Here is a 6,911-nt window from a genome sequence, read left to right on the forward strand (position 1 = left end):
GGTGTCGCGTACGTGCAGGGCGCGGCGGAGGTCGTCGACCTGGTCGGTGAGCTTGCGGCGGAGCGCGGGGATGAGCACGGGGTCGTCGAGGGCTTCCTCGCCGAGGCGGAGGCTTTCGGCGTCGATGACGCACGCGGGGAAGGCGTAGCGGCCGGCGGCTTCGGCGATGGCGGGGCCTCGGCGGGCGGCGAGCTGTGCGGCTTCGGGGTAGAAGCGGGGTACGTAGGCGCGGACGAGGTCGGTCTGTTCGGGCTGCCAGAAGCCCTGGGCGGTGGCGGTGAACAGGTAGTTGGAGAGGCTGTCGTCCCGGAACATGGCGTCCCAGGCGGCGGCCTTGGCCTCGGGGGTGGGGAGGGCGGCGCGGCAGCGGGCGGCGCCTTCCTGGCCGGTGGCGCTGGGGTCGCTCTCCAGGGCGGCGGCGATGGCCGGTTCGTCGGTGGCGCCGAGGACGGCGAGGCGGGTGAGGATGCGCCAGCGCAGTTCGGGGTCGAGTTCGGGGCCGCCGGGGACGGTGTCGTCGGCGAGCCAGCCCTGGATGGTGTCGGGCTGGGTGGCGGCGTCGATGAGGTGGCGTACGGCGGTGAGGCGGAGGCCGGGGTGGGTGCCGTCCTCGGTGCGGCGGATGAGGTCGCGGCACAGGGCGGTGAGGGTGGCGAGGGCGGCGGGCCGGTCCTCGGGGGCGGTGTAGCAGGCGGCGACCTGGCCGTCGGCGAATTCGAGGACGCCCTGGAGGAGGGCGAGGTCGGTTTCGTGGGGCAGGTGGGCGCGGGCGAGGTCGAGGTAGGTGCGGGGGGCGAGTTCGCCGTCGCGGACCATGTCGCGGGCGGCGTTCCAGATGACCGCGCGGGTGAGGGGGTCGGGGATGCCGGAGAGGCTGTCCAGGACGGTGGTCCAGGAGCCGGGGTCGAGCCGGATCTTGGCGTAGGTGAGGTCCTCGTCGTTGATGACGACGAGGGCGGGGCGGCGGCCGGGGCGGGTGACGGGGGCGTCCTCGGGGATGCCGGTCTCGAAGCGTTCGCGCAGGACGAGGGGGGTGGGTCCGTGCTGGGTGTCGAGGGAGTGGTCGTAGGCGCCGACGCTGATGCGGTGGGGGCGGGTGCCCCGTTGGCCGACGGTGAGGGACCAGGTGGTGTCGGTCTCGGCGGTGCGGGCGGTGAGGGTGTCGACGCCGGTGGTGCGCAGCCACTGCTCGGCCCAGGCGTGGACGTCGCGGTCGGTGGCGGCGGCGAGGTTGTCGATGAAGTCGGCGAGGGTGGCGTTGCCGAACTTGTGGCGGGCGAAGTGGATGTTGATGCCGGCGAGGAAGTCCTTCTCGCCGAGCCAGGCGACGAGTTGGCGCAGGGCGGAGGCGCCCTTGGCGTAGGAGATGCCGTCGAAGTTGAGGAGGGCGGAGGCGGTGTCGGGGACGTCGGCCGGGTCGGGGGCGACGGGGTGGGTGGAGGGGCGCTGGTCGGCGCTGTAGCCCCAGCCCTTGCGGGCGACGCCGAAGTCGACCCAGGTGTCGGTGAACCGGGTGGCTTCGGCGAGGGTCTGGTAGCCCATGTACTCGGCGAAGGACTCGTTCAGCCAGATGTCGTCCCACCAGGCGAGGGTGACGAGGTCGCCGAACCACATGTGGGCCATCTCGTGGGCGATGACCATGCCCCGGGTCTGGCGTTCGGTGTCGGTGACGGCGGAGCGGTAGACGAACTCGTCGCGGAAGGTGACGAGGCCGGGGTTCTCCATGGCGCCGGCGTTGAATTCGGGGACGAACGCCTGGTCGTAGGAGTCGAACGGGTAGGGCTCGTCGAACTTCTCCTGGAACCGGTCGAAGCAGGCGCGGGTGATGTCGAGGATCTCGTCGGCATCGGCGTCGAGGTAGGGGGCCAGGGAGCGGCGGCAGTGGATGCCGAAGGGCAGTCCGGCGTGCTCGGTGGTCACGGAGTGCCAGGGGCCGGCGGCGACGGCGACGAGGTAGGTGGAGATCAGGGGGGTGGGGGCGATGGTCCAGCGGCCGTCGCCGGTGTGCCGGGCGACGCCGTTGCCGAGGACGGTCCAGCCTTCGGGGGCGGTGACGGTGAGGTCGAAGACGGATTTGAGGTCCGGCTGGTCGAACGCGGCGAAGACGCGCTGGACGTCCTCCATGAACAGCTGGGTGTAGACGTAGGTCTCGTGGTCGCTGGGGTCCGTGAAGCGGTGCATGCCCTCGCCGGTGCGGGAGTAGTGCATCGCGGCGTCGACGCGCAGTTCGTGGCGGCCCGGGGTGAGACCGGTGAGCGGGTACCGGTTCTCGGTGAGGTGCGCGGGGTCCAGCGGGTGCCCGTCGAGGCTGATGGCGCGGAGGGTGGCCGGCTTGAGCTCGACGAAGGTGTCACCTTCGGTGCGGGCGGTGAATTCGATCACGGTGCGGGAGTCGAAGGTCTCCTCCCCCGTGGTGAGGTCGAGTTCGACGGTGTATCGCTGAACGTCGAGGATCTGGGCTCGGGCCTGCGCTTCATCGCGCGTCAGTACGGACATGCGTCCATGCTGCCGTACGCCGTGGGCGTGCCGCAGGGGGGGTTCTCGCAGGGCTGACCGGAGCCCCGGGGCGGCTTCGGTACGGGGTCCGGCGGGGTTGTCGTGGTGCCGTGGGGGGTGGCGGCGGGGTTCGGGTCGCTGGTGGCCGCCGGGGTGGTGCGGTCGGTACGCGGGTGCTCGGCCCGCCGGGGCGGGGCCTGGTCATCGGCCCCGCCGCCGGGCGGCGCTCCGGGCGCCCCCGGGGTCAGGCCCGGTCCTCCGCCGCGGACTCCTCGGCGATGCGCTCGTGGTGGCGGATGACCTCGGCGACGATGAAGTTGAGCAGCTTCTCGGCGAACGCCGGGTCGAGACGGGCGTTCTCGGCGAGCTGGCGCAGGCGGGCGATCTGGCGGGCCTCGCGGGCCGGGTCGGCCGGGGGGAGCTGGTGGGCGGCCTTGAGGTGGCCGACTTCCTGGGTGCACTTGAAGCGTTCGGCGAGCATGTGGATGACGGCCGCGTCGATGTTGTCGATGCTCTGGCGCAGCCGGTCGAGTTCGCCGCGTACGGAGTCGTCGATGTCGTTCGTGGTCATGGGCAGCGAGCTTACGGCGTGATCGTCGGCGGGTCGGCCGGGTCCGGTACGTGGTCGCTCCAGCCGCCGGGCACGGTGTGGCGCTGCTGGGCGCGGAAGCGGGCGGGGGGTGTGCCGACGCGTCGGGTGAAGAGGCGGGAGAAGTAGGCGGGGTCGTCGTAGCCGACGCGGCGGGCGACGGCGGCGACGGGGAGGTCGCCGGTGGCGAGGAGTTCCTTGGCGCGGCCGAGCCGGATGCCGAGGAGGTAGTCCTTGGGGCCGCAGCCGGCGCTGCGGCGGACGGCGGTGCGCAGTTCGGCGGGGGTCATGCCGTGGCGAGCGGCGTGTTCGGCGACGGTGAGCGGCTGGAGGGCGTCGCGGGCGAGGGCGCGCAGGAGCGGGTCGGCGTCCGGGCCGGTGCCGGTGCGGGCGCGGCGCAGGGCGACGAGGAGTTCGTGGACGGCGGCGCCGGTCTCGGCCTCCAGGAGCGGGTTGCCGGGGCGGGCGGCCCTGACCATGCGGTGGACGGCGGCGCGGGGTGCGGTGGTGTCGGCGAGGGGGACGAGGGGGCGGTCGGGTTCGATGTAGCCGAGTTCGGTGTAGGCGGCGGTGGCGGGTCCGGTGAAGTCGACGAAGCTCTCGTCCCAGCCGGTGTGGGGGTCGGCGCCGTAGTGGTGGGGGGTGCCGGGGGTGAGCCAGAGGAGGGCGGGGGCGGTGACGGGCAGCCGTCGTCCGTCGGGGGCGGTGAACCATCCGCTGCCGGAGTGGACGACGACGGCGACGTGGTGGTCGAGGGTGCGGGGGCCGACCGCGGGCAGGGTGCCGTGCTGGAGGCCGACGCCGAGGCAGACGAGGCCGAGGCGGTGGTGGAGCGGGCCGGGGGTGAAGAAGCGCATCCAGGTCTGGTACATCGGCCCTCCGTGCTCCCCCGTCCTCCTGCCGTGCGCCTGGTGAGCAGGTGGTTTGTCCAGTCAGCCGCGATTTTTGTCCATGGACCGGCCGGGCGCCAGGGCTGAGGCTGGAACGAGAGATTCCACGCATCGGGAGAACGGGCACCATGGCTGACTTCAGCGTCGGGGACGGCGATTTCCGGGTCGACGGGCGGCCGGTGCGGCTGCTGTCGGGGGCGCTGCACTACTTCCGGGTGCACGAGGGGCAGTGGGACCACCGGCTGGCGATGCTGCGGGCGATGGGCCTGAACTGCGTGGAGACGTACGTGCCGTGGAATCTGCACGAGCCCCGGCCGGGCCGGTTCCGGGACGTGGAGGCGCTGGGCCGGTTCCTGGACGCGGCGCAGCGGGCGGGGCTGTGGGCGATCGTGCGGCCCGGCCCGTACATCTGCGCCGAGTGGGAGAACGGCGGGCTGCCGGTGTGGGTGACGGGCCGGTTCGGGCGGCGGGTGCGTACGCGGGACGAGGGGTTCCTCGACGCGGTGCGGGCCTGGTTCGCGCGGCTGCTGCCGCAGGTGGTGGAGCGGCAGGTGGACCGGGGCGGGCCGGTGATCATGGTGCAGGCGGAGAACGAGTACGGGAGTTACGGCAGCGACGCGGTGTACCTGCGCCGGGTGGCCGCGCTGCTGGGCGAGTTCGGGGTGGGCGTGCCGCTGTTCACCTCGGACGGGCCGGAGGACCACATGCTGACGGGCGGTTCGGTGCCCGGTCTGCTGGCGACGGCCAATTTCGGTTCGGGGGCGCGTGAGGCGTTCGGGGTGCTGCGCCGGCACCGGGCGTCCGGTCCGCTGATGTGCATGGAGTTCTGGTGCGGCTGGTTCGAGCACTGGGGTGCGCCGCCGGTGGTGCGGGAGCCGGCGGGGGCGGCGGCCGCGCTGGCGGAGGTCCTGGAGTGCGGGGCGTCGGTGAACGTCTACATGGCGCACGGCGGCACGAACTTCGCGGGGTGGGCGGGGGCCAACCGGTCGGGCCCGCTCCAGGACGGGGAGCTGCTGCCGACGGTGACGTCGTACGACTACGACGCGCCGGTGGACGAGTACGGGCGGGCCACGGAGAAGTTCCGCCTGTTCCGCGAGGTGCTCTCGCGGTACGCGGACGGGCCGCTGCCGCCGCTGCCGCCCGAGCCGGTGGGGCCGGCCGGTCCGGTGCGGGTGGAGTTGGCCGAGTGGGCGCCGCTGTCGGCGGTGCTGGAGGCGCTGGGCGAGGAGGAGGGGCCGGAGTCCGGGGTGCCGCCGACGTTCGAGGAGCTGGGCCTGGACCGGGGGCTGGTGCGCTACCGGGTGGCGGTGCCGGGTCCGCGGGGCCCGTATCCGCTGGGTGTGGCGGGGTTGCGGGACCGGGCGGTGGTGTACGTGGACGGGGTGCGCCGGGGGGTGCTGAGCGAGGAGGCGGCGACGCTGGAGGAGCCGGTGGCCGGGCCGGCCGAGGTGGAGCTGTGGGTGGAGTCGCTGGGCCGGGTCAACTACGGGCCGCGGCTGGGTGAGCCGAAGGGGATCACCGGGGGCGTGCTGCACGAGCGTCAGTATCTGCACGGGGTGCGGGCGCGGGCGCTGCGGCTGAACGCGTTCGACGAGCCGGGGGCGGTGGCGCGGGTGCCGTTCGCGCCGGTGGAGGGGGCGGGCGGGCCGGGCCTGTACCGGGGGGTGTTCGAGTCGGCGGAGGTGTCCGGGGTCGATCACGCGGGGCTGGAACTCCCCGGCTGGACGCGGGGGTTCGTGTGGGTGAACGGCTTCTGCCTGGGCCGGTACTGGTCGGCGGGGCCGCAGCGCACGCTGTATGTGCCGGGTCCGGTGCTGCGGGACGGGGTCAACGAGGTGTGGGTGCTGGAGACGGAGGGCGCGGGCGCGGGCCATGTGGTGCTGGGTCCGGGCCTGCCGGTGCGGGCGACTGGCTGAGGTGGGCAACCCGGGGGTGGCCGGGTGCGTTCTACAGTGAGGAGGGGTCGAGCGTCGCGGGAGCGGGGGTGCGGACGTGCCGGACGGTCTTCGCCGCAGCCCCGTGGAGCACGGTTTTCCGCATCTGGCGACGGTCCGTGCGGCGATCACCGCGCTGTACCGGCGGCTGGGTCCGGACGGTGTGCGGCGGTTCGGCGCGAGTTTCGCCCCGGCGGACGCGGCGTTCACGGACGCGGAGGACCTGCTGCCGGGGGCGCAGCGGGTGGCGCGGGCGCTGGTGCGCCACTACCGGCTGCCGGACGCCCGGATGATCGTGTCGTTCCGGGCGATGGAGCACGCGGGGAGTGTGGAACTGGCGGCGGGCCCGGAGTACTTCGTGGAGCTGAACGACCGCTTCCGTACGCATCGCCGGGACATCGGTGCCGCGCTGTCGCACGAGGTGGCGCATGTGCTGCTGCACCGGCTGGGCCTGGAGTTCCCCGGTACGCGGACCAACGAGATCCTGACGGACACGGCGGCGGCCTATCTGGGGGCGGGGTGGCTGCTGCTCGACGCGTTCCGGGAGGACGGGGTCTCCAGTCAGAAGCTGGGCTACCTGACCCCGGAGGAGTTCGGCTACGTACTGGCGGGGCGGGCGCTGCTGTTCGGGGAGGACCCGTCGCCGTGGTTCACCAGCCCGCAGGCGTACACCGCGTACGTGGCGGGCCGGACGCGGGCGCTGCGGGACGCGGCCCGGCCGCCGCTGACGGCGGCCCGCCGGACGGACCGCCTCCGCTATGCCCGGGACCGGCGGTACGGGCGTCCGGCCCGGGAGGGCGGTGAGGCCGCGTACGCCTTCGAGGGGAGCGGGGACGGGTTGCGGGTGGAGTTTCCGTGCCCGGTCTGCCACCAGTGGAACCGGGTGGCGGTGCGGGGGCGGGTCCGGGTGCGGTGCGCGCTGTGCCGTGCGGTGCTGGACTGCACGACCTGAGGCCGTGGGTCCGGGGACGCCGCCCCGGACCCACGGCTCGGGCGGACCTC

Annotated in this window: 5 protein-coding genes; 2 read left to right on the forward strand and 3 right to left on the reverse strand. The window is 73.8% G+C overall.

What is annotated here, in order from left to right:
- The 3 genes from pepN to MHW47_RS30000 form a co-directional block, all read right to left on the reverse strand.
- A partial coding sequence (gene pepN, locus MHW47_RS29990; RefSeq protein WP_239226980.1) for an aminopeptidase N occupies positions 1 to 2,496 on the reverse strand: 2,496 nt, incomplete at its 3' end.
- Between the two features lie 244 nt (positions 2,497 to 2,740).
- Positions 2,741 to 3,067 (reverse strand): chorismate mutase, encoded by a 327-nt coding sequence (locus MHW47_RS29995; RefSeq protein ID WP_239226982.1) that lies wholly within the window; start codon positions 3,065 to 3,067, stop codon positions 2,741 to 2,743.
- 11 nt (positions 3,068 to 3,078) lie between these two features.
- Positions 3,079 to 3,957, reverse strand: a complete 879-nt coding sequence (locus MHW47_RS30000) for an AraC family transcriptional regulator (protein ID WP_239226983.1) — start codon at positions 3,955 to 3,957, stop codon at positions 3,079 to 3,081.
- 146 nt (positions 3,958 to 4,103) lie between these two features.
- On the opposite strand from MHW47_RS30000, the gene MHW47_RS30005 reads away from it, so the two are divergent.
- Positions 4,104 to 5,891 (forward strand): beta-galactosidase family protein, encoded by a 1,788-nt coding sequence (locus MHW47_RS30005; RefSeq protein WP_239226985.1) that lies wholly within the window; start codon positions 4,104 to 4,106, stop codon positions 5,889 to 5,891.
- 76 nt (positions 5,892 to 5,967) lie between these two features.
- Entirely contained in the window at positions 5,968 to 6,861 is an 894-nt protein-coding gene (locus tag MHW47_RS30010) for a hypothetical protein (protein ID WP_239226987.1), read from the forward strand.
- The last annotated feature ends 50 nt before the right edge of the window (positions 6,862 to 6,911 follow it).

The organism is Streptomyces sp. OfavH-34-F (assembly GCF_022347745.1).
Classification (GTDB): domain Bacteria; phylum Actinomycetota; class Actinomycetes; order Streptomycetales; family Streptomycetaceae; genus Streptomyces.

What these genes read in the sequence shown, in the direction of transcription:
- MHW47_RS30005 (WP_239226985.1), top strand. Translation starts at nt 4,104, where the DNA reads ATGGCTGACTTCAGCGTCGGGGACGGCGATTTCCGGGTCGACGGGCGG.
- MHW47_RS29995 (WP_239226982.1), bottom strand. Translation starts at nt 3,067, where the DNA reads ATGACCACGAACGACATCGACGACTCCGTACGCGGCGAACTCGACCGG.
- MHW47_RS30000 (WP_239226983.1), bottom strand. Translation starts at nt 3,957, where the DNA reads ATGTACCAGACCTGGATGCGCTTCTTCACCCCCGGCCCGCTCCACCAC.